18 protein-coding genes and 1 pseudogene are annotated in these 19337 nt (G+C 61.1%); 7 read left to right on the top strand and 12 right to left on the bottom strand.

Annotated features, from left to right (window positions below):
* Nucleotides 1–180: 180 nt before the first annotated feature.
* From cysN to ACIPZG_RS13205, 3 genes are all read right to left on the bottom strand, one after another.
* A complete protein-coding gene (gene cysN, locus ACIPZG_RS13215; protein ID WP_400714283.1) occupies nt 181–2082 on the bottom strand; it encodes a sulfate adenylyltransferase subunit CysN in 1902 nt (633 codons plus the stop codon).
* Nucleotides 2083–2097: 15 nt separating this feature from the next.
* Complete coding sequence (gene cysD, locus ACIPZG_RS13210; protein ID WP_003251799.1) at nt 2098–3015, bottom strand: sulfate adenylyltransferase subunit CysD; 918 nt, start codon at nt 3013–3015, stop codon at nt 2098–2100.
* Nucleotides 3016–3222: 207 nt separating this feature from the next.
* A complete protein-coding gene (locus tag ACIPZG_RS13205; protein WP_400640528.1) occupies nt 3223–3981 on the bottom strand; it encodes a Nif3-like dinuclear metal center hexameric protein in 759 nt (252 codons plus the stop codon).
* 157 nt (nt 3982–4138) lie between these two features.
* Between ACIPZG_RS13205 and algW the strand changes: the two genes are divergently transcribed.
* A complete protein-coding gene (gene algW / locus ACIPZG_RS13200) occupies nt 4139–5299 on the top strand; it encodes a Do family serine endopeptidase AlgW (RefSeq protein WP_400714280.1) in 1161 nt (386 codons plus the stop codon).
* Between the two features lie 122 nt (nt 5300–5421).
* Here algW and ACIPZG_RS13195 read toward each other — a convergent pair whose 3' ends face one another.
* The 4 genes from ACIPZG_RS13195 to ACIPZG_RS13180 form a co-directional block, all read right to left on the bottom strand.
* Nucleotides 5422–6186: an amino acid ABC transporter ATP-binding protein gene (locus tag ACIPZG_RS13195; protein WP_008098600.1), complete on the bottom strand. Its 765-nt coding sequence runs from the start codon at nt 6184–6186 to the stop codon at nt 5422–5424.
* A 10-nt stretch (nt 6187–6196) separates the two neighbouring features.
* Nucleotides 6197–7294: an amino acid ABC transporter permease gene (locus ACIPZG_RS13190; RefSeq protein WP_400714277.1), complete on the bottom strand. Its 1098-nt coding sequence runs from the start codon at nt 7292–7294 to the stop codon at nt 6197–6199.
* Between the two features lie 10 nt (nt 7295–7304).
* Nucleotides 7305–8483 (bottom strand): amino acid ABC transporter permease, encoded by a 1179-nt coding sequence (locus ACIPZG_RS13185; protein ID WP_400714274.1) that lies wholly within the window; start codon nt 8481–8483, stop codon nt 7305–7307.
* Nucleotides 8484–8550: 67 nt separating this feature from the next.
* Complete coding sequence (locus tag ACIPZG_RS13180) at nt 8551–9579, bottom strand: amino acid ABC transporter substrate-binding protein (protein WP_400640524.1); 1029 nt, start codon at nt 9577–9579, stop codon at nt 8551–8553.
* 334 nt (nt 9580–9913) lie between these two features.
* Between ACIPZG_RS13180 and ACIPZG_RS13175 the strand changes: the two genes are divergently transcribed.
* Nucleotides 9914–10570 (top strand): alpha/beta hydrolase, encoded by a 657-nt coding sequence (locus tag ACIPZG_RS13175; protein ID WP_008100004.1) that lies wholly within the window; start codon nt 9914–9916, stop codon nt 10568–10570.
* 101 nt (nt 10571–10671) lie between these two features.
* Complete coding sequence (rhlB, locus tag ACIPZG_RS13170; RefSeq protein ID WP_400714271.1) at nt 10672–12135, top strand: ATP-dependent RNA helicase RhlB; 1464 nt, start codon at nt 10672–10674, stop codon at nt 12133–12135.
* A gap of 148 nt (nt 12136–12283) precedes the next feature.
* Here rhlB and moaE read toward each other — a convergent pair whose 3' ends face one another.
* The 5 genes from moaE to ACIPZG_RS13145 form a co-directional block, all read right to left on the bottom strand.
* Entirely contained in the window at nt 12284–12730 is a 447-nt protein-coding gene (moaE, locus tag ACIPZG_RS13165; protein ID WP_400714268.1) for a molybdopterin synthase catalytic subunit MoaE, read from the bottom strand.
* A gap of 2 nt (nt 12731–12732) precedes the next feature.
* A complete protein-coding gene (locus ACIPZG_RS13160) occupies nt 12733–12978 on the bottom strand; it encodes a MoaD/ThiS family protein (RefSeq protein ID WP_008100010.1) in 246 nt (81 codons plus the stop codon).
* Nucleotides 12978–13448, bottom strand: coding sequence for a cyclic pyranopterin monophosphate synthase MoaC (moaC, locus tag ACIPZG_RS13155; RefSeq protein WP_400714265.1), 471 nt, complete (start codon nt 13446–13448; stop codon nt 12978–12980). The genes ACIPZG_RS13160 and moaC overlap by 1 nt, the downstream gene beginning before the upstream one ends.
* Nucleotides 13449–13548: 100 nt before the next feature.
* On the bottom strand, nt 13549–14943 hold the full coding sequence (locus tag ACIPZG_RS13150) for a PhoH family protein (protein ID WP_008100014.1): 1395 nt from the start codon (nt 14941–14943) through the stop codon (nt 13549–13551).
* Between the two features lie 281 nt (nt 14944–15224).
* Nucleotides 15225–16352 carry a polysaccharide deacetylase family protein gene (locus ACIPZG_RS13145; protein WP_400714262.1) on the bottom strand — a complete coding sequence of 376 codons (1128 nt, stop codon included), beginning with the start codon at nt 16350–16352 and terminating at the stop codon, nt 15225–15227.
* A 136-nt stretch (nt 16353–16488) separates the two neighbouring features.
* On the opposite strand from ACIPZG_RS13145, the gene yaaA (ACIPZG_RS13140) reads away from it, so the two are divergent.
* The 4 genes and pseudogenes from yaaA (ACIPZG_RS13140) to yaaA (ACIPZG_RS13125) form a co-directional block, all read left to right on the top strand.
* The gene (yaaA, locus tag ACIPZG_RS13140; RefSeq protein WP_400714259.1) at nt 16489–17268 is read left to right on the top strand and encodes a peroxide stress protein YaaA; all 780 of its coding nucleotides are present in this window, start codon (nt 16489–16491) and stop codon (nt 17266–17268) included.
* 432 nt (nt 17269–17700) lie between these two features.
* On the top strand, nt 17701–18621 hold the full coding sequence (locus tag ACIPZG_RS13135; protein ID WP_400714256.1) for a lipid II-degrading bacteriocin: 921 nt from the start codon (nt 17701–17703) through the stop codon (nt 18619–18621).
* Between the two features lie 5 nt (nt 18622–18626).
* Nucleotides 18627–18923 (top strand): hypothetical protein, encoded by a 297-nt coding sequence (locus ACIPZG_RS13130; protein WP_400714253.1) that lies wholly within the window; start codon nt 18627–18629, stop codon nt 18921–18923.
* An 80-nt stretch (nt 18924–19003) separates the two neighbouring features.
* Nucleotides 19004–19180, top strand: a pseudogene (gene yaaA / locus ACIPZG_RS13125) (peroxide stress protein YaaA); the annotation flags it as partial.
* Between the last annotated feature and the right edge of the window lie 157 nt (nt 19181–19337).

Below are 19337 nucleotides of genomic sequence, written 5' to 3'. Positions count from 1 at the left end.
CGTGCCAACAAGGCAGGCAACCATGGCCCATCAGACATAGGCACGTTGCAACAAATGTAGGAGCGGATTCATCCGCGATGCGCCGCGCGGGCGGCGCTCGATCTCATGAACGCAAAAACATCGCGACAAGCACCCACAAAAAACCCCGCCGAAGCGGGGTTTTTCATGCAGCACCAGCGCTTAGATCGCACCACGCTGACGCAGCACATCCAGCACCTGCTTCACGCCTTCCTCGACACTGGTGTTCTGGGTATCGATCACCAGATCAGCATCCAGCGGCACATCGAACGGGAAGCTTTCGCCCGGGATGTTGTCGCCAGCGGCGGCGTACAGGCCCTGTGGGTCACGCTCACGGCAGGCCAGCGGGGAAGCCTGGACATAAACAGTCACCAGACGCTCCTTGCCGATCAGTGCCTTGGCCTGCTCGCGGCCTTCGGCATCCGGGGCCACGAAGGCAGCCAGGGTCAGCAGGCCGGCTTCGTTGAACTGGCGCGCCACATGGGCGGCGCGGCGCCAGTTTTCGGTGCGGCCAGCGCGGTCCTGCGGCAGGCCCTTGTTCAGGTCATGGCGCAGGTTCTGGCCATCGAGCACGTAAACCGCACGGCCCATGTCGAACAGCTTGCGTTCCACGGCGTAGGCCAGGGTGCTCTTGCCGGCGCCAGACAGGCCGCTGAACAGCACGGTGGCCGGCTGCTGGCCGAAGCGCAGGGCGCGTTCTTCGGTGGCCACGTGGGCCAGTTTGCCATGCTGGCCGGTGCTGCCATGCGGCAATACGGGCGGGGCGATGATCATGCCGGCGCCGACGGTGCCGTTGGTCAGGCGGTCGATGACGATGAACGCACCGGTGGTGCGGTTGCTGTCGTAGCCGTCCAGGGCGATCGAGGCGTCCAGTGCAACCTTGACGCGGCCGATCTCGTTCAGCTGCAGCGCGCTGGCAGCGCCCTGCTCCAGGGTGTTCACATCGACCTTGTGGGTGATGCTGGCAATCGAGCCCGGCACGTAGCTGGTGGCGCGCTTGATGTCGTATTTCTTGCCCGGCAGCATCGGCTCTTCGGCCATCCACACCAGCATGGCATCGAACTGGTCGGTTACCGGCGGGACGTTGTCGGCATGCACCAGCAGGTCGCCACGGGAGATGTCGATCTCGTCTTCCATGGTCAAGGTCACGGCCTGGCCTGGGCCGGCGTTCTCCAGCTCACCTTCGTAGGTGACGATGGACTTGACCCGGCTGCTCTTGCCCGACGGCAATACCACGATATCGTCGCCCTTGTGCACCACGCCGCTGGCGATGGTACCGGCGAAGCCGCGGAAGTTCAGGTTCGGACGGTTGACGTACTGCACCGGGAAACGCAGGTCGGTGACGTTGCGGTCGGCCGACACTTCGACGGTTTCCAGGATCTCCATCAGCGCAGGGCCGGTGTACCACGGCGAACGCTCGCTGCGGTTGACCACGTTGTCGCCCTTGAGCGCCGACATCGGTACGAAGTGCAGGCTCGACGGCTGCAGGTTGATGGCTTCGGCGAACTTCAGGTAGTCGGCCTTGATCGACTCGAAGACCTGCTCGTCGAAGCCTTTGAGGTCCATCTTGTTGACCGCGACGACGATGTGCTTGATGCCCAGCAAGGAGGCGATGTAGCTGTGCCGGCGAGTCTGGGTCTGCACGCCGTAGCGCGCATCGACCAGGATGATCGCCAGGTCGCAGGTCGAAGCACCGGTGGCCATGTTGCGGGTGTACTGCTCGTGGCCCGGGGTGTCGGCGATGATGAACTTGCGCTTGGCGGTGGAGAAGTAGCGGTAGGCCACATCGATGGTGATGCCCTGCTCACGCTCGGCCTGCAGGCCGTCGACCAGCAGCGCCAGGTCGACTTCTTCGCCGGTGGTACCGGACTTCTTCGAATCACGGGTGATGGCCTCGAGGTGGTCCTCGTAGATCATCTTCGAGTCGTGCAGCAGGCGCCCGATCAGGGTGCTCTTGCCATCGTCGACGTTGCCGCAGGTCAGGAAACGCAGCAGTTCCTTGCGCTCGTGCTGGGCCAGGTAGGCGAGGATGTCCTCGCTGATCAGATCAGATTGGTGCGACATGGAGTAACCCTGAAATTAGAAGTAGCCTTGGCGTTTCTTGTCTTCCATGGAACCGGCGCCATCGTGGTCGATGACACGGCCCTGGCGTTCGGACGTACGGGTCAGGAGCATTTCCTGAATGATGTCCGTCAGGGTCTCGGCTTCCGACTCGACCGCACCCGTCAACGGGTAGCAGCCCAGGGTACGGAAACGCACCTTCTTCTTGACGATGCGCGCCTTCTCTTCCTCGGAGAGGTGCTCGAGGATGCGCTCGTCGTCGATCATGATCAGGGTGCCGTTCTTCTCGATCACTTCACGCTCGGCGGCGAAGTACAGCGGGACGATCGGGATGCCTTCGAGGTAGATGTACTGCCAGATGTCCAGCTCGGTCCAGTTGGACAGCGGGAACACGCGGATCGACTCGCCCTTGTTGACCTTGCCGTTGTACACGTTCCACAGCTCGGGACGCTGGTTCTTCGGGTCCCAGCGGTGCTTGCTGTCACGGAACGAGTAGACCCGCTCCTTGGCCCGCGACTTCTCTTCGTCGCGGCGCGCACCACCGAAGGCGGCGTCGAAACCATGCTTGTCCAGCGCCTGCTTGAGGCCCTGGGTCTTCATGATGTCGGTGTGCTTGGAGCTGCCATGGGTGAACGGGTTGATGCCCTGCGCCACACCCTCGGGGTTGACGTGGGTGATCAGCTCCAGGCCCATTTCCTCGACCATCTTGTCGCGGAAGCTGTACATCTCCTGGAATTTCCACTGGGTGTCGACATGCATCACCGGGAACGGCAGCTTGCCCGGGAAGAAGGCCTTGCGCGCCAGGTGCAGCATCACGGCGGAGTCCTTGCCGATCGAGTACAGCATCACCGGGTTGTCGAACTCGGCGGCCACCTCGCGGATGATGTGGATGCTCTCCGCCTCCAGCTGTTTCAAGTGCGTCAGTTTGTCGACCATGGCTACTCACGAAAAACGATCTTATGGACGGCCTGCGGGCCGTGTTCGAGCGAGCCACTTTATCACAGCAGCTGATTCTATTTAGGAGGCGGACTAGATCGAAAAAGTCTAACGATATGACTGGGGGTTTGGCGTTTTGGCCTCATCGCCGGCAAGCCGGCTCCCACATCTGTGGGAGCCGGCTTGCCGGCGATGAGGCCAGTAAAGTCAGATCGGATTAGGGCAATCGATGAACAGATGCTCCAGGGCAAACCGCCGCGCCAGGTAGTCACCCAGCGCCTGCACGCCATAGCGCTCGGTGGCATGGTGCCCGGCTGCGATGAAACTGACGCCGTTCTCGCGGGCGCTGTGATAAGTCTGCTCGGACGCTTCACCCGTGAGGTACAGGTCCACCCCAGCCGCGATCGCCGTGTCGATGTACCCCTGCCCGCCCCCGGTGCACCAGCCGACCCGGCGGATCACCTGGTCGCCTTCAACCAGCAACGGCTCGCGTCCCATCACCTCCTGCACGCGACGGGCGAAGTCACGCGCGGTCATCGGCTCGGCCAGCGAGCCGACCAGCCCGACCACCTTGGGGTTCTCCGGGTCCAGCGGCCCTTCGACGGTAATGTCCAGCTGCCGCGCCAGTTGCACGTTGTTGCCCACCTCCGGGTGCACATCCAACGGCAGGTGGAAGGCCAGCAGGCTGATATCGTTCTTCAGCAGAGTCTTCAGGCGGCGCTGCCTGATTCCGGTGATGCACGGGTTCTCGCCCTTCCAGAAATAACCATGGTGCACCAGCACCAGGTCGGCCTCGGCCTCGACCGCGGCATCCAGCAGCGCCTGGCTGGCGGTGACGCCGCTGACGATGCGGCTGACCTGCGGCCGGCCTTCGACCTGCAGGCCATTGGGGCAATAATCGTGGATCTTCGCGCTGCCCAGGTAGCGCTCGGCTTCCTCGACCAGGGTGTTCAGAGCGACAGCCATGAAAATCTCCTCGAAATCTGCGCTTTTCTCGGACACAACGCCCGTATAATGCCCGCCATTATGGGCCGTCGCCGGCATCGGGGGAACCGGTGTATGATCGCGCGCGTTCGTGCCCCATCGCGCGACCAGTCGCCCCGCTCTTTCCAGGATTTCGTTCATGTTCAAGGCTTTGCGTTATTTTGGCTGGCCCCTGCTTACCGGCATACTGATCGCCATGCTGATCATCCAGCGTTTCCCGCAATGGGTCGGCCTGCCCAGCCAGGACGTCAACCTGCAACAGGCGCCGCAGACGACGAAGATCATGCAAGGCCCGGTGTCCTATGCCGACGCCGTGACCCTGGCTGCGCCGGCGGTGGTCAACCTGTACACCACCAAGGTGGTCAACAAGAGCGCTCACCCGCTGTTCGAAGACCCGCAGTTCCGCCGCTTCTTCGGTGACAACCTGCCCAAGCAGCGCCGCTGGGAATCGAGCCTGGGCTCGGCGGTGATCATGAGCCCCGAGGGCTACCTGCTGACCAACAACCACGTCACCAGCGGTGCCGACCAGATCGTGGTGGCGCTCAAGGATGGCCGCGAAACCCTGGCCCGGGTGATCGGCAGCGACCCCGAGACCGACCTCGCGGTGCTGAAGATCGACCTGAAGAACCTGCCCGCCATCACCATTGGCCGCTCCGACAGCATCCATATCGGCGACGTCACCTTGGCCATCGGCAACCCCTTCGGCGTTGGCCAGACCGTGACCATGGGCATCATCAGCGCCACTGGCCGCAACCAGCTGGGCCTGAACAACTACGAAGACTTCATCCAGACTGACGCTGCGATCAACCCGGGCAACTCTGGCGGTGCGCTGGTGGATGCCAACGGCAACCTGGTGGGCATCAACACCGCGATCTTCTCCAAGTCCGGTGGCTCCCAGGGCATTGGTTTCGCCATTCCGGTGAAGCTGGCGCTGGAGGTGATGAAGTCGATCGTCGAGCACGGCCAGGTGATCCGTGGCTGGTTGGGCATCGAGGTGCAGCCGCTGAGCCAGGAGCTGGCCGAGTCGTTCGGCATGCAGGGGCGCCCCGGTATCGTGGTGGCGGGGATTTTCCGCGACGGACCGGCGCAGAAGGCGGGGTTGCAGCTGGGTGACGTGATCCTGAGCATCAACGGCGAGCCTGCCGGGGATGGGCGCAAGTCGATGAACCAGGTGGCGCGGATCAAGCCCAACGAGAAGATCACCATCGAGGTGATGCGCAATGGGCAGCAGTTGAAGCTGGTCGCCGAGGTGGGGCTGCGGCCGCCGCCTGCGCCGGCTACGACTAAGGAAGAGAAGTAAGGCTTGAAATCTGGGGCTGCTTTGCAGCCCTTTCGCGACACAAGGCCGCTCCTACAGGAATTGCGTTCCTCTGTAGGAGCGGACTTGTGTCGCGAAAGGGCCGCAAAGCGGCCCCATCAGCATCAATGCAGGATCTGACTAAGGAACAACTTGGTCCGATCACTACGCGGCCTGTCGAAGAAATCATCCGGCGCCGCCTGCTCCACGATCTCCCCCTTGTCCATGAAGATCACCCGGTTCGCCACCGTACGGGCAAAGCCCATCTCGTGGGTCACGCAGAGCATGGTCATGCCGTCCTCGGCCAAACCGACCATGGTGTCCAGCACTTCCTTGACCATTTCCGGGTCAAGCGCCGAGGTCGGCTCATCGAACAGCATGATCTTCGGCTTCATGCACAGCGCCCGCGCGATGGCCACCCGCTGCTGCTGACCACCGGACAACTGCCCCGGATACTTGAGCGCCTGCTCCGGAATGCGAACCCGCTCCAGGTAATGCATGGCGATTTCCTCGGCCTTGCGCCGTGGCATCTTGCGCACCCACATGGGCGCCAAGGTGCAGTTTTCGAGGATAGTCAGGTGCGGGAACAGGTTGAAATGCTGGAACACCATGCCCACCTCGCGGCGGATCGCCTCGATCTGCTTGAGGTCGTTGGTCAGCTCCACGCCGTCGACCACGATGCGCCCCTGCTGGTGCTCCTCCAGACGGTTGAGGCAACGGATGGTGGTGGACTTGCCCGAGCCGGACGGCCCGCACAACACGATACGCTCGCCCTGACGCACGTTCAGGTTGATGTCCTTGAGCACATGGAACTGGCCGTACCACTTGTTCACACCCTGCATCTGGATGATCCCTTCGGGGCCGGCAGGCTGCTTGATCGCTTCACTCATTTCGAAACTCCTAACGCTTGTGGCCAGTGTCCAGCTTGCGCTCCAGGTGCATGGAGTAGCGGGACATACCGAAACAGAAAATCCAGAACACCAGGGCGGCGAACACGTAGCCCTCGGTGGCCATGCCCAGCCAGGCCGGGTCGGCAGCGGCTTGCTTGACGCTGTTGAGCAGGTCGAACAGGCCGATGATGATCACCAGGCTGGTGTCCTTGAACAGGGCGATGAAGGTGTTGACGATGCCGGGGATCACCAGCTTGAGCGCCTGCGGCAGAATCACCAGGCCCATCGAGCGCCAATAGCCCAGGCCCATGGCCGCGGCCGCTTCGTACTGGCCCTTGGGAATGGCCTGCAGGCCACCGCGTACCACCTCGGCTATATAGGCCGACTGGAACAGGATCACGCCGATCATCGCCCGCAGCAGTTTGTCGAAGCTCATGCCTTCGGGCAGGAACAACGGCAGCATCACCGACGACATGAACAGCACGGTGATCAGCGGCACACCGCGCCAGAACTCGATGAAGGTCACACAGACCACCTTCACCGCCGGCATGCGCGAGCGCCGCCCCAGGGCCAGCAGGATACCCAGCGGCAAAGCGCCGACGATGCCCACGGTGGCGATCACCAGGGTCAGCATCAGCCCGCCCCACTGGCTGGTAGGTACTGTGTCCAGCCCCAGGTAGCCCCCGTGCAGCAAGGTGTAGGCCAGGATCGGGTACAGCACCAGGAAGCCCAGGCCATACGCGACCTTGCGCGGGAACCGCTTGATGAACAGCGGCGCGGCACCCAGCACCGCCAGCCACACGGTCAGGTCCACGCGCCAGCGCAACTCGGTCGGGTAGTAGCCGTACATGAACTGGCCGAAGCGCTGCTGGACGAACACCCAGCAGGCGCCTTCCTTGGTGCAATCGGCGCGGGTAGTTCCCACCCAGTTGGCGTCGATGAACGCCCATTGCACCAGGGGCGGCACGATCAGCCACACCAGATACAAGGCGAACAGCGTCAGCAGGGTGTTGAGCCAGCTGGAGAACAGGTTGGCCCGCATCCATGCGAGCACGCCCACGGTTTTCACCGGTGGCGGCATGTCAGGTTTGAAAACATGAGCATTCACGGGCGTATCCTCACCGCTCGATCAGCGCAATGCGCTTGTTGTACCAGTTCATCAGCAGCGAAATGCTGATGCTGATGGCGAGATAGACACTCATGGTGATGGCGATCACCTCGATGGCCTGGCCGGTCTGGTTGAGCACGGTACCGGCGAACAGCGAGACCATCTCTGGGTAGCCGATACCGGCGGCCAGCGATGAGTTCTTCGCCAGGTTCAGGTATTGGCTGGTCAGTGGCGGAATGATCACCCGCAGGGCTTGGGGGATGATCACCTTGCGCAGCGTCGGGCCCTCGCGCAGGCCAAGCGAACGGGCGGCTTCGGTCTGGCCATGGCTGACCGAACGGATACCGGAACGCACGATTTCAGCGATGAACGCTGCGGTGTAGATAGTTAGCGCCAAGGTCAGCGCCAGCAACTCGGGAATCAGCACCCAACCGCCGACGAAGTTGAAGCCTTTCAGTTGCGGTACTTCCCAGTGCAGCGGGCTGCCGAACAGCAGCACGCAGGCACCTGGAATGACCAGCAACAGCGCCAGACCCACCCAGAACTTGTGGAAGGGCTCGCCCGTTTCGTTGAAGCGCTTGTTGGCAAAGCGCAGCATCGCCGCGATGGCCACCAGTGCCAGCGCCAGGGCCACCACGAACGGCCAGAAGCCTTCGGCCATGGAGGCACCCGGCATGTTCAGGCCACGGTTGCTGATGAAGAAGGTGTCGTCGATATTGATGCTGCCCCGTGGCCCTGGCAGGGTCAGGAACACGGCGAAATACCAGAACAGGATCTGCAGCAGCGGCGGAATGTTACGGAACGTCTCCACATAGACCGTCGCCAGCTTGTTGATCATCCAGTTCGGTGACAGCCGCGCCACACCGATGATGAAGCCCAGGACGGTCGCCAGGATGACGCCGATGAAGGTGACCAGCAGGGTATTGAGCAGGCCGATGACGAACACCCGCGCATAGCTGTCGGACTCCACATAGGGGATCAGATGCTGGGCAATACCAAAGCCGGCACTGCGCTCAAGGAAGTCGAAACCGGAGGTGATGCCCCGGTGTTGCAGGTTGGTCTGGGTGTTGTGGAACAGGTACCAGCCCAGACCCACCACGAAGATGATCGTGAGAATCTGGAACAGCCACGCGCGCACACGTGGATCGCTCAGGGTAAGCCCCTTTTGTGCGCCGATTCGATTTTGCATGAAGTGCCCCGGACAGTAGGGATTCGAACAGCCTGCGGCGGCGGGATGCCGCCGCAGGGTGCAGCCATCAGCGCACAGGTGGCGCGTACTGGATGCCGCCGTTGTTCCACAGGGCGTTCATGCCACGGTCGATCTTCAGGTCAGTGCTCTGGCCCAGGTTCTTCTCGAACACTTCGCCATAGTTGCCGACTTGCTTGACGATCTGCACTACCCAGTCTTTGGGCAGCTTGAGGTCCTTGCCGTACTCGCCATCCGCACCGAGCAAGCGGGCCACGTCAGGGTTCTTGGTGGACTTGGCCTCAGCCTCGACGTTCTTCGTGGTGATGCCCGCCTCTTCGGCGTTGAGCATGGCGAACAGGGTCCACTTGACGATGCTGAACCACTCCTCGTCGCCCTTGCGCACCACCGGGCCCAGCGGTTCCTTGGAGATGGTTTCCGGCAGCACCACATAGTCGGTCGGCGCGGCCAGCTTGGAGCGCTGAGCGAACAGCTGCGACTTGTCCGAGGTCAGCACGTCGCAACGGCCCGATTCCAGCGACTTGGCGCTTTCGTCGGAAGTGTCGAAGGTGATCGGGGTGTATTTCAGGCCGTTGGCGCGGAAGAAGTCGGACACGTTCAGTTCGGTGGTGGTACCGGCCTGGATGCAGATGGTCGCGCCATCCAGTTCCTTGGCGCTGGAGACGCCGAGCTTCTTGTTGACCAGGAAGCCAACGCCGTCATAGTAGGTGACGCCGGCGAACACCAGGCCCATGCCGGCATCGCGCGAGCTGGTCCAGGTGGTGTTGCGCGACAGCACGTCGACTTCGCCGGACTGCAAGGCGGTGAAGCGCTCCTTGGCGTTGAGCTGGCTGAACTTGACCTTGCTGGCGTCGCCGAACACGGCGGCGGCCACGGCGCGGCAGACGTCGGCGTCGATACCGACGATCTTGCCCTGCGCATCAGGTACCGAGAAGCCTGGAAGACCGTCGCTCACGCCACACTGGACGAAGCCCTTCTTCTTTACCGCATCGAGCGTGGCGCCGGCCTGGGCAGTGCTCACGGCGCCCAGCGCGGCGGCAGCGGTCAGGACTGCCAGGGTGGTTTTCAGCATCTTCATTCACAACCTCCAAATCGCTCTTGTTGTACCGAGCCGGAATTGCACCGCACCCTTTTGAGGCGCATCCGACCCGAGTTGGCTTGTTATTGGGTCAATTGGCGCAATGGGCCGTTCTATGACAGCCTTCGCGTACAAAGGGTGTTACCGTCTGGGTTTGCCCCTTCGTATCAGATGGTTTCGTAGCAAAGCGCGTACCACACTTGAAGGCTGGAGCGATTAAGCAATCGTCAAGTAGTGAAACTTGTATCGTTGCGACATTCTTTTTCCGACAATTAATTCCTGCGCCTCTTTTTTACGCACTTAATAACAAAGCACGCACACTTTCGGAGCAGTCATGACCCACCCGCTCATTCTCGAACCGCAGAAAACCGCAGACGCCTGTGTGATCTGGTTGCACGGCCTGGGTGCCGACCGTTACGACTTCCTACCCGTTGCCGAATTCATGCAGGAGCGCCTGCTCAGCACTCGTTTCGTCATGCCCCAGGCACCGACCCGTCCGGTGACCATCAACGGCGGCTACGCCATGCCCAGCTGGTACGACATCAAGGCCATGACCCCGGCCCGTGCCATCGACGAAGTGCAGCTCGAAGCCTCTGCCGACCAGGTGATCGACCTGATCAAGGCTGAACAGGCCAAGGGCATCAGTTTGTCGCGGATCTTCCTGGCGGGGTTCTCCCAAGGCGGCGCCGTGGTGCTGCACACCGCCTATATAAGGTGGCAGGAAGCGCTGGGCGGAGTGATCGCCCTGTCCACCTACGCCCCGACCTTCACCGACAGCCACCAGCTGAGCGCCTGCCAGCAGCGCACCCCGGCCCTGTGCCTGCACGGCGTGCACGACTCGGTGGTGATCCCGGCCATGGGCCGCACGGCCTTCGAATACCTGAACACCTGGGGCGTCGCCGCCCGCTGGCACGAGTACCCGATGGAACATGAAGTGGCCGTCGAGGAACTGAGCGATATCCACGACTGGTTGAGCAAGCAGCTGCAATAAGCAAGGCTCGCCTGTAGTTGTGGGAGTATTCCGCTACGCCGCGCCCGGTTCTTGCTTTACACTGCCGGGCGTACATTCCTTAACCAGTTGACGAGACGATCGTGCTCAAGGCACTCAAGAAAATATTCGGCAAGGGAGACGCCGCGCCCCAGGCCGTCGCTCCTGCTGCCAGCGTCACGCCGCCGGCCCCCGTCGCGGCACCCGAGACTCAGCCCGAGCCGCAGCCCAAGGCTCCCCACGGCACGCCCAGCAGGGTCCCGGCCGAAACGCCCGCTACCGCGCTGGCCGCCGAGAAACCGGCCAAGGACAAACCGCGCCGCGAACGCAAGCCCAAACCCCAGGCCAGCTTGTGGAAGCCGGAAGACTTCGTGGTCGAGCCGCAGGAAGGCAAGACCCGCTTCCATGACTTCAAGCTCTCCAACGAGCTGATGCACGCCATCCACGACCTCGGTTTCCCGTACTGCACGCCGATCCAGGCCCAGGTGCTGGGTTACACCCTGCGTGGCCAGGACGCCATCGGCCGCGCCCAGACCGGCACCGGCAAGACGGCCGCGTTCCTCATCTCGATCATCTCGCAGTTGCAGCAGACGCCGCCGCCCAAGGAACGCTTCATGGGCGAACCGCGCGCGCTGATCATCGCCCCGACCCGCGAGCTGGTGGTGCAGATCGCCAAGGACGCCGTCGCCCTGACCAAATACACCGGCCTGAACGTCATGAGCTTCGTCGGCGGCATGGACTTCGACAAGCAGCTCAAGGCCCTGGAAGCCCGCCATTGCGACATCCTGGTGGCTACCCCGGGCCGCCTGCTGGACTTCAACCAGCGCGGTGAGGTGCACCTGGACATGGTCGAGGTGATGGTGCTGGACGAAGCCGACCGCATGCTCGACATGGGCTTCATCCCCCAGGTACGGCAGATCATCCGCCAGACCCCGCCGAAGAGCGAACGCCAGACCCTGCTGTTCTCCGCTACGTTCACCGAAGACGTGATGAACCTGGCCAAGCAGTGGACCACCAACCCGGCGATCGTCGAGATCGAACCGGAAAACGTCGCCAGCGAAACCGTCGAACAGCACGTCTACGCGGTGGCCGGCAGCGATAAGTACAAGCTGCTGTACAACCTGGTAACCCAGAACAAGTGGGAACGGGTGATGGTATTCGCCAACCGCAAGGACGAAGTGCGGCGCATCGAAGAGAAGCTGGTACGCGACGGCATCAATGCCGCGCAACTGTCTGGCGACGTGCCGCAGCACAAGCGCATCCGTACCCTGGAGAGCTTCCGCGAAGGCCGTATCACCGTGCTGGTGGCCACTGACGTAGCGGGGCGCGGGATTCACATCGATGGCATCAGCCATGTGATCAACTTCACCCTGCCGGAAGACCCGGATGACTACGTGCACCGCATTGGCCGTACGGGCCGTGCAGGCAGCAGTGGTGTGTCGATCAGCTTTGCCGGTGAGGATGATTCCTACCAGTTGCCGGCGATCGAAGAGCTGCTGGGGCGCAAGATCAAGTGTGAGATGCCGCCGGACGAGCTATTGAAACCGGTGCCGCGCAAGCATCATTGATTTCACATCTCGTGTAGGAGCGGCCTTGTGTCGCGAAAGGGCTGCGAAGCGGCCCCAGCAATTTTTGCATCGACCAAGGAATCTGGGGCCGCTTCGCGGCCCTTTCGCGACACAAGGCCGCTCCTACAACGAAAGTGTGCAACCTTGGCTACCAGCGCTGCGCCGCATCCTGGTCACTCTGCTTCCCTTCCACCCAGCGCGGCCCCTCCTGGGTATTCTCCTTCTTCCAGAACGGCGCCCGGGTCTTCAGGTAATCCATGATGAAGTTGCAGGCATCGAACGCCGCCTGCCGATGAGCACTGGCCACGCCGACGAAGACGATCGGCTCGCCCGGCTCCAGCGCAGCGATCCGGTGCAACACCTCGACCTTGAGCAACGGCCAGCGCTGCTCGGCCTCGACCACGATCTTGGCCAGGGCCTTCTCGGTCATGCCTGGGTAGTGTTCGAGGAACATCCCCGCCACGTCCCGGCCATCATTGAAGTCCCGCACGTAACCAACGAAGCCGACCACCGCACCGACGCCAACATTGGCATCGTGCATGGCATTGACCTCGGCACCGGGGTCGAACGCCCCTTCCTGCACACGTACCGACATGTTCAGCCTCCCGTCACCGGTGGGAAGAACGCCACCTCATCGCCCTCTTCCAACGCTTCATCAAGCCTGCACAGCTCTTCGTTGCGCGCACACATCAGGTTCTGCTCGGCCAGCACCGCGTACTGCCCGCCCTTGGCCACCAGCGCCTGACGCACATCGTCGAGCACCTTGAAGTCCCCTTCCAGACGCTCGGCATCAAGGCCCAGCAGCTCCCGATAACGGGCGAAATACATCACCTTGACCTTCATCACGCCTCCACCTTGTAGTGGCCGCTCTTGCCGCCGAGCTTCTCCAAAAGGCGCACTTGCTCGATGACCATGCCCTTGTCCACGGCCTTGCACATGTCGTAGATCGTCAGCGCGGCGACGCTGGCGGCGGTCAGGGCTTCCATCTCCACGCCGGTCTGCCCGGCCAGCTTGCAGCGCGCGACGATATGCACCACGTTCTCGCCTTCGGCGCTCAGCTCGACCTTGACACTGGTCAGCATCAACGGGTGGCACAGCGGAATCAGGTCGCTGGTCTTCTTCGCCGCCTGGATGCCGGCGATGCGCGCCACCGCGAACACATCGCCCTTGGGATGCTCGCCCTCGACGATCATCTGCAAGGTCTGCGGCAACATCCGCACGCGCGCCTCGGCAATCGCCTCGCGCGCGGTCACGGCCTTTTCAGTGACGTCGACCATGTTGGCGCGCCCCTGGGAATCAAGATGTGTCAGCACTGCTCTGCTCCTGTGAAGGGAACTCAGAGTTTAAACCTGTGGGTCAGGTTTGAGCAGTGGAATGTGTAGGGCCGGGCGGCGCACCGCCCGGCGGGTGGGGTTACAGATGCGACTCGGCGTACTCGGCCAGGACCGAACGTGGCACCCCTTGCAGGGTGAGGTGCACGCCATGGGGGAAGTCCTTGAAGCGCTCGGTCAGGTAGGTCAGGCCCGAGCTGGTCGCGGACAGGTAAGGGGTATCGATCTGCGCCAGGTTACCCAGGCAGACCACCTTGGAGCCGGAACCGGCACGGGTGATGATGGTTTTGATCTGATGCGGGGTCAGGTTCTGGCACTCGTCGATCAGGATCAGGCTCTGCTGGAAGCTGCGACCGCGAATGTAGTTGAGCGACTTGAACTGCAACGGCACCCTTTCGAGGATGTACTCGACGCTGCCATGGGTACTTTCGTCATCCATGTGCAAGGCTTCGAGGTTGTCGGTGATGGCGCCCAGCCAAGGCTCCATCTTCTCCGCCTCGGTACCCGGCAGGAAGCCGATCTCCTGGTCCAGCCCCTGCACGCTGCGGGTGGCGATGATGCGCCGGTAGCGCTTGCTGACCATGGTCTGCTCGATGGCCGCGGCCAGTGCCAGGATGGTCTTGCCGGAACCGGCGGGGCCGGTCAGGTTGACCAGGTGGATATCCGGGTCGAGCAGCGCGAACAGCGCCAGGCTTTGATGGATGTCCCGTGGCTTGAGGCCCCAGGCTTCCTGGTGCAGCAGCGGCTCCTGGTGCAGGTCGAGCAATAGCAGTTCGTCGTTGCGGATGCCCTTGATCCAGCCGACGAAACCCTGCTCGTCGATGATGAACTCGTTGACGTGCACGGCCGGCAAGTTGTCGATCATCTGCACCCGATGCCAGGTGCGGCCGCGCTCCTGGCGGGTATCGACCTTGCTGACCCGGTCCCAGAACGAGCCGGTGACCGAGTGGTAGCCCTTGGACAGCAAGGAAACGTCATCGACCAGCTGGTCGGTGCTGTAGTCCTCGGCCGCGATCCCGCAGGCGCGCGCCTTCAGGCGCATGTTGATGTCTTTGGTGACCAGCACCACGTCCAGGTCGGCGCGCCGGCTACGTACTTCGAGCAGGGTATTGATGATGATGTTGTCGTTGAGGTTTTCCGGCAGCAACTTGCTGGGTTCGTTGCGCGGGCTCATCAGGATCGACAGGTAACCCTTGGGCCCGCTCTTGCCACGCTGGATCGGCACGCCCTGCTCGACATCGCTGGGCGAAGCGTCACCGAGGGTCTGGTCGATCAGGCGAATGGCCTGGCGACATTCAGCGGCGATGGTCTGTTTCCCGGTCTTGAGCTTGTCGAGTTCCTCCAGCACCGTCATCGGTATGGCGACGTGGTGCTCCTCGAAGTTGAGCAATGCGTTGGGGTCGTGAATCAGGACGTTGGTATCGAGCACATAGAGGATTGGCTTGCTGGAGGAAGGGTTGCGTCCTTGGTCATCCATACTCGGTCACCTTATGTCGAAGCCACACGGCGCTTTCTGTTACGCCGCAGAGTGACTGCCGGTCCTCCCGTATCCGCGTTGCTACGGGCGGGAAGTGAACCTGGCAAGGTGGGCCTGGATGACGCCACCTGTGCTGCAGGAATCGGCTGTCTGCTTTCTTCATACCGCAAAAACGATGACCAAAAAAAGCTTTTTTACGTACCGGTGAAGTTTATTTTTCCGATTGACGAACAGGCCTTGGCGGTGGCGGCAGACAGGACTACAGTCAGAGTTCAGACCCACTACTTCTGATCGCCGTATTCTCGGCAATCTTCCCAGCCAATGCCGCTCTGGGCTGTATTGTGCAGGAGCCAGTCCACTGCACTTTGCGCCTTGGGCAGGGTGTCATGGAACTGGATCACGCCCTTGCGCCACAGCAACATCAAGGTCACCACCCGCTGGGCCGAGGCCTCGGCGGTGAGCGCCGTGTCGTCCTGGGCATCGATGTCCCATAACGAAACGCGCAACTGCTGGCTGGCCATGAAGGCTTCGCCATCGGCACGACGCTGGCCATAGGGCGGGCGGAACAGCGGCACATACTGATCCGCCAGGTCGGCCTGGACGCGTGCCTGGGCGCGCTTGATCGAGTCTTGCCAGCCGTTCCACTGCGCATGGGAACGATACTCCCAGCCCTGAATGCCCACGCATTGTCCCTGGTAGAGGTGGCCAAGGGAGCCAGCCACACCGGTATCACGACGCTGCTGCAAGCGGTTGCCCAATATAAAGAAGGTGCCCTGCATTTTCTGTTTGCGCAGGTAGTCAGCCAGCCCATCCGTGCTACCCCCTTCGGGGCCAGGCCCGCCGACGAAGGTCAGCAGGAACATGCGGTCGTTCAGTTCATCGCCACTTCGCTCACGGCTGGACAGGCGCTCCACCTCGCTGCTCGTCTGCGGCAACAGGGCTGCCTTGCGCAGCTGTTCATCCAGGTAACGCACATGGAACTGGTGGCTGGGTTCGATCCATCCGGTATAGAACGTGCCTACATCTGTAGCGAACGTGGCCGCTTGGGTGCGCAACTCCGCCATGGACTGCACGGGATAGCAGAACGAGGCATCCTCCGTGCAACTGCGCTGGGCCTGTTGATAACTTTGCCACAAGCGCTGCCACATCCGTGCGCGCACCGCACGAATCTTCTGCAAGTTGATCTGCCGCAGCCCCAGACGTGCGGCCAGTGCGCCGTCATCGAGCAGTTCGCTTTCATGAAGCACCTGGGCGAAGGACAGAATCTCGGCACGCGAGGCAACGTCGAACAGCGCCGGGCTGTCCAGTTGCTCGGGCCACAGGCTGCGATCGAGACTGGCCGGGGGAATGGGGGCGGCCTGGGCGGCCAGGCTCAACAACGAGGCCAGCAAGGCACCGGCAATGCGCACGTTGGATCTCTCCGTGACAGCGAAACGCGCACTATAGCGCCTGCTTATTCGATGGTCTGTGACTATTGTCGCCATAGTTTGGCGTGGCCCGCCCCAGTCCGTAGAATCCCCGGCAACGATTCCAGGAGCCGACCCGATGCTGACGGTGATTTCCCCCGCCAAGACCCTCGACTACGACACCAAGCCGGTCACCGACCGCTTCACCTTGCCGCAATACCTGGATGACTCGCAGGTACTGATCCAGCAGCTGCGCGAACTGTCGCCGGCACAGATCAGCGAACTGATGCACCTGTCCGACAAGCTCGCTGGCCTGAACGCTGCGCGCTTCGGCAGCTGGACACCGGATTTCACCCCGGCCAATGCCAAGCAGGCGCTGCTGGCGTTCAAGGGCGACGTGTATACCGGGCTTGATGCCGAGACCCTCAGCGACGCCGACTTCAGCTACGCCCAGACGCATCTGCGCATGCTCTCGGGCCTGTACGGCCTGCTGCGTCCGCTCGACCTGATGCAGCCGTATCGCCTGGAAATGGGTACCAAGCTGGCCAACGCCCGCGGCAAGGACCTGTACGCCTTCTGGGGCACGCGCATCAGCGAGTGGCTGAACCAGGCGCTGGCCGATCAGGGCGATGACCTGCTGTTGAACCTGGCCAGCAACGAGTACTTCAGCGCCGTGAAACGCAGCGCCCTCAAGGGCCGGGTGATCAACGTCGACTTCAAGGACTTGAAGAACGGCCAGTACAAGATCATCAGCTTCTACGCCAAGAAAGCTCGCGGGATGATGAGCCGTTTCGTCATTCAGGAGCGCATCGGCGACCCGGAGCAGCTCAAGCAGTTCGATGTGCAGGGTTACTACTACAGTGCCGAGCAGTCCCAGACTGATCACCTGGTGTTTTTGCGGGATTATCCTGCCGAGTAAGACCTTAATAAAGACGGGAGCTGCCCAGTAAAAGGGATGCTCCCTTCATCACAGCAAAAAATCTTCATATTTGACTACACAGCCGAAGCGTCACACTACAAAGCACCTCTCGCTCTTGCATTCGATTATCCCCCGCCTAATTCACATATACACTTTCCGAATTCCGTCGATGGCGTGAGACTCTACAAAGCCTCAGCGTTCGCGGGGCGGCGATTGGGTTTATCAGGATTTCGTACAGTTCCTAGCACGTGTAAAACCGCGAAAACACTAAACCACTAACCATATAATAAAACCCAGCACCCCACTGGCCCTACATCGTTAGCTGACTTTTCTCACAAGGATTTACCGAATTTATTCTCCCCACTCACCCTAAAATAAGAATCGCAACCAACTAACCAGACAAACCTTACAACACGATCAGGGAGAGTAGCTATGAAGACACAGAGTCATGAATTACCCAGCACCATTGTATATGGTGGCTACGTGACTGAAATGGGACTGGACTACGGCTGGGCAAATGAGTTCAACAGTCTGCCTCAGTATGTGCGTGAAATTCAGATGATCCCGGTTGCGGCAGAAAATATGTGCCTTAACGGAACGGAAATATGGAAGGCGGTTGAGAAAAATGAATCTCTTGCTGCTTTGGACGCAACGTGCAAGGGTTTCAGTGCACAGAGCCTCACTGTGCTTGAGCAACAGCTGCGGATCCACTGCTACAGTGCTTTTGCGATGAATGACCAAGCGAAGACCCAGGGCTGGAGTCCGGATGGGCTGTTCGGAGAGAATGTAATTTCTGCCCGTTTTGGTTATGGAACTTTTCTGAGTAGTAGTTCTACTGCTTGGTCGAAGGCTTTTGATAGACACGAGCTCGATTTTTACGGCACGCCCCTAATGCCAGTGGCCGCAATCGGTTACTGGCTGTTTGGTGATGGCATTACACGAAATGTCCGAATCGGTTCGCTAAACCTCAAAATGGTGGCGACAGACTTCACGCCTATCACCAATCTCCTGGCCAATCCATCTACAGGACCTGGTACCTACCGGCTCAACGCAGAAAGCTTCAGCTACAACACCTTCAGTAAGGCTCCACTGGATATACCTGTAGCCGGCATGATTGGGCGAGTCAGTGGTAATCTGACTGGCGATTTGACAGTTTTCGCTGACGGCAATTACAACTTTTCGGGATCGTACACTCTTAATCCAGACGTCTATGATGCTGATCAGAGCAACCGAACTTGGGGACAGGAAGCACTGACCACTTTCCTGCGTGCGTTGGGTGATAAATTTGGGCATGCTGATTATGAAATTCATTTTATTGGATCTCAGAATGTACAATTCAGCGGGGTTAGGTAGGTAACATGCAAAGCTCCAAGCCATTCGTAATCGCAGCGATGGCGGCTCTCTCTATTTCGGGCTGTCAGAAAGAAGACGAAGCGTCTTGCGCCTCAATGGAACAGGCCTTCTTCAAGCGTTCGCTGGATGCATACTACTCAGAGCATGATCAATCAGCGCTGAGCTCATACGAGCTGGAGCCTGGTGAACGTTACGACTCCACGAACAACTGGTGGATCGTCCCGTTCAAGCTGAAAGAGAAGGGGTATCTAGCAATGATCAGCTGCGACGGAAGACTGGAGCTGAGCGTCGGCAAACCCTGAGGCAGTAATCCAGGCCCATGCAAGCGTTGCTTGTGTTCAAGGGCGACGTGTAGACAGGGCTGGACGCCGAGCCCCTCGGCGAGGTCATCAGCGTCTACGCCAAGAAAGCTCGCGGGATGATGAGCCGTTTCGTCATTCAGGAGCGCATCGGCGACCCGGAGCAGCTCAAGCAGTTCGATGTGCAGGGCTATTACTACAGTGCCGAGCAATCCAAGCCTGATCACCTGGTATTCCTGCGCGACCATCCGGGCGAGTGATCCTGGGCTTGGCTTAGGTTTTCGTGGTTTTCAAGATCGAGCGCCGCCCGCGCGGCGCATCGCGGATGAATCCGCTCCTACATTTGTTGCAACGTACCTATGCCTGATACGACGCGATGTCGCGGCGGGCGCTAAAAGCGGACAACCATGGCCTGAC

The organism is Pseudomonas sp. NPDC089395 (assembly GCF_044749525.1).
In the GTDB taxonomy this organism is placed as follows: Bacteria; Pseudomonadota; Gammaproteobacteria; order Pseudomonadales; family Pseudomonadaceae; genus Aquipseudomonas.
Note: the sequence above shows the minus strand (reverse complement) of the source record. Positions and strands in the feature narration are given on the sequence as shown.

What these genes read in the sequence shown, in the direction of transcription:
- ACIPZG_RS13195 (WP_008098600.1), bottom strand. Translation starts at nt 6,186, where the DNA reads ATGAGTGAAGCGATCAAGCAGCCTGCCGGCCCCGAAGGGATCATCCAG.
- yaaA (WP_400714259.1), top strand. Translation starts at nt 16,489, where the DNA reads ATGCTGACGGTGATTTCCCCCGCCAAGACCCTCGACTACGACACCAAG.
- moaE (WP_400714268.1), bottom strand. Translation starts at nt 12,730, where the DNA reads ATGTCGGTACGTGTGCAGGAAGGGGCGTTCGACCCCGGTGCCGAGGTC.
- algW (WP_400714280.1), top strand. Translation starts at nt 4,139, where the DNA reads ATGTTCAAGGCTTTGCGTTATTTTGGCTGGCCCCTGCTTACCGGCATA.
- ACIPZG_RS13175 (WP_008100004.1), top strand. Translation starts at nt 9,914, where the DNA reads ATGACCCACCCGCTCATTCTCGAACCGCAGAAAACCGCAGACGCCTGT.
- ACIPZG_RS13160 (WP_008100010.1), bottom strand. Translation starts at nt 12,978, where the DNA reads ATGAAGGTCAAGGTGATGTATTTCGCCCGTTATCGGGAGCTGCTGGGC.
- ACIPZG_RS13205 (WP_400640528.1), bottom strand. Translation starts at nt 3,981, where the DNA reads ATGGCTGTCGCTCTGAACACCCTGGTCGAGGAAGCCGAGCGCTACCTG.
- ACIPZG_RS13135 (WP_400714256.1), top strand. Translation starts at nt 17,701, where the DNA reads ATGAAGACACAGAGTCATGAATTACCCAGCACCATTGTATATGGTGGC.
- ACIPZG_RS13150 (WP_008100014.1), bottom strand. Translation starts at nt 14,943, where the DNA reads ATGGATGACCAAGGACGCAACCCTTCCTCCAGCAAGCCAATCCTCTAT.
- cysN (WP_400714283.1), bottom strand. Translation starts at nt 2,082, where the DNA reads ATGTCGCACCAATCTGATCTGATCAGCGAGGACATCCTCGCCTACCTG.
- ACIPZG_RS13130 (WP_400714253.1), top strand. Translation starts at nt 18,627, where the DNA reads ATGCAAAGCTCCAAGCCATTCGTAATCGCAGCGATGGCGGCTCTCTCT.
- ACIPZG_RS13180 (WP_400640524.1), bottom strand. Translation starts at nt 9,579, where the DNA reads ATGAAGATGCTGAAAACCACCCTGGCAGTCCTGACCGCTGCCGCCGCG.
- ACIPZG_RS13185 (WP_400714274.1), bottom strand. Translation starts at nt 8,483, where the DNA reads ATGCAAAATCGAATCGGCGCACAAAAGGGGCTTACCCTGAGCGATCCA.
- cysD (WP_003251799.1), bottom strand. Translation starts at nt 3,015, where the DNA reads ATGGTCGACAAACTGACGCACTTGAAACAGCTGGAGGCGGAGAGCATC.